Origin of the sequence: Roseibium sp. TrichSKD4, assembly GCF_000148725.1 — a bacterium.
GTDB lineage: Bacteria > Pseudomonadota > Alphaproteobacteria > Rhizobiales > Stappiaceae > Roseibium.
In genome coordinates this window covers 21,678-23,519 of the sequence record NZ_GL476321.1, presented here as the reverse complement: position 1 = coordinate 23,519, position 1,842 = coordinate 21,678, and the positions used below count along the sequence as shown (strand labels likewise).

Annotated in this window: 2 protein-coding genes and 1 pseudogene; 1 reads left to right on the top strand and 2 read right to left on the bottom strand. The window is 59.9% G+C overall.

Annotated features, from left to right (window positions below):
* Positions 1–343 (top strand): annotated as a pseudogene (locus tag TRICHSKD4_RS31900) (CpaF family protein); the annotation flags it as partial.
* Between the two features lie 246 nt (positions 344–589).
* Here TRICHSKD4_RS31900 and TRICHSKD4_RS26395 read toward each other — a convergent pair.
* A complete protein-coding gene (locus tag TRICHSKD4_RS26395; RefSeq protein ID WP_009469531.1) occupies positions 590–1,453 on the bottom strand; it encodes a DUF932 domain-containing protein in 864 nt (287 codons plus the stop codon).
* 15 nt (positions 1,454–1,468) lie between these two features.
* A partial coding sequence (locus TRICHSKD4_RS26390; protein ID WP_208993209.1) for a hypothetical protein occupies positions 1,469–1,842 on the bottom strand: 374 nt, incomplete at its 5' end.

The window sequence follows — 1,842 nt, the reverse complement described above, 5'->3', positions numbered from 1 at the left end:
CGCAGCGCCAAGCCCGGCGCCCGCGGCACCAGAGCCCGTCCAGAAAGCGGCGCCACCACCACCGCCGGCCCCTGAACCTGCACCGGCCAAAGAGAAGAACAACGAGTACTACCAGACAAAGGCTCAAATCTTCAACGCGCTTGTTGAGGCAATCGATCTGTCTCAGCTTGGACGGCTTGATGCTGATGAGGCTCGGGACGAAATCCGGGACGTCATCAACGACATCATTTCGCTCAAGAACCTCGTTATGTCGATCTCCGAGCAGGAAGACTTGCTCGAGGATATCTGTAACGATGTTTTGGGTTACGGGCCTCTGGAACCGTTGCTGGCTCGTGATGACATCCGCGTCACCCCCCGCCCCTGTCCGCCCCCTTATGGGAGCCGCGCCTGTCGCGCGGATCTCCGCCTGGAGCAAGCGCAGCGCGCAGGGCAACGCCCGCAGAAGAACTGGACAAACCAAGCCCGCCTTGCGGACCTGATCAATCGAACCGGTTGTCCGGCACTCGATGTGCCGGGGAACCGGCCCCGGCTTGGAATGTAGGGGAATGGTGAGGATGGGAGCAGCCTTCAACCGCTCCCCTGTTCTGGCTCATGCGGCGGATTTCAGGCCCTTGAGTTCGGCCATTTTCTCGCTCAACACCCAAAGGGCCTTGTTGAGCTTGATGTCCTGATCGATGCCTTTAACGGCGCGGGTGCGGCCACGGCGGCGGCGTCCGTGTGCGTCCCTGCTGATCGTGTGAATGCCCCCACGCAGCACATTCTCCTGAACGACGTTCATGGATGTCCAGAGGTCTTCGCCGATATCTCCCCGGCGACGCGGAACGAGAAGCTGGTCCGGCTTGACCGGTGTGCTGGTTTCCCCGGATGCATCCCCAAACCGCAGAACATGCGCGGCTTCTGCAAAGGCGTGGCGTTCGTCGGTATTGAGATTGAGCGTTGACCAGTCTGCCGGGGCAATCAGGGCCTTTTCGGCTTCCTTCATGACGCGATAGGTGCCCTCAATGACCTTTGCACCAACGTCTCCGCTGTGGCGGACCTTCACACTGTCGAGGGTTGCCGTTTGTGCGACCAGAGAATTGAGGCAGCGCACGCGAAACAGTCCGGCCATGAGGTCATATGCAGATGTTCCGTCATTGGCGTTCTTGAGAAGGATTTCGCAGACGGTATCGCCAACGGAGTATTTGCGATCATCATCAAGGCGGCGAAGCCTGATCAGGTGCTTGGTAAAGTCGGCCTTGGTTTCGTCGCGTGTTCTTGCCTGTTTGGCCCCTACCGGCATGAATCCCTCGGCCATCAGTCCGCGCAGGACTTCGATGGTGGGGATTGGCTGAAAGCGGTCGGACCGGCTTTCGTGGGCTTCTGTTGCGAAGATGGACGGGGCAAGACTGCGCAATTCGTCCTCTGTGAGGGCGCGGCCATGATCGAAACGGGCGGTGTTGGTATAGATGGACATGGTTCTCCCCTCCCCTTAGCTGGCAACTGCAATGCAGATTGCGGCAACGCCTGCGAGAAACAGGCTGAGACTGATCACTTCGGCAGTGAGTTTGATGATGGTCATGATTTGGTTTCCCTTGTTTCTGATTTCCCTGATCCGCGAAGCGGCTTCTGCCCCGAAGGGCAGGAGCGCCGCTCCTGCTCCTGAGACCTCGGCGGTGAGAGCGAAGGGGAGTGGGACAAGGAGAAAATCAGGAGGGGGATCACCCACCGGAACGGCCATGGGCTGATGCGGGCGCACGTCAGGCGCACGGATCAACACATGGTCCTGCACAAGCGAAGTGGGCCGGCAAGGCCGGCGCATGAAGCGCGGAAGGATGGGGAGACCTGATTTTGTCCTTGTGGGAG

Bases quoted from the DNA above. Each gene is read 5' to 3' on its own strand.
- TRICHSKD4_RS26395 (WP_009469531.1), bottom strand. From the start codon at position 1,453: ATGTCCATCTATACCAACACCGCCCGTTTCGATCATGGCCGCGCCCTC.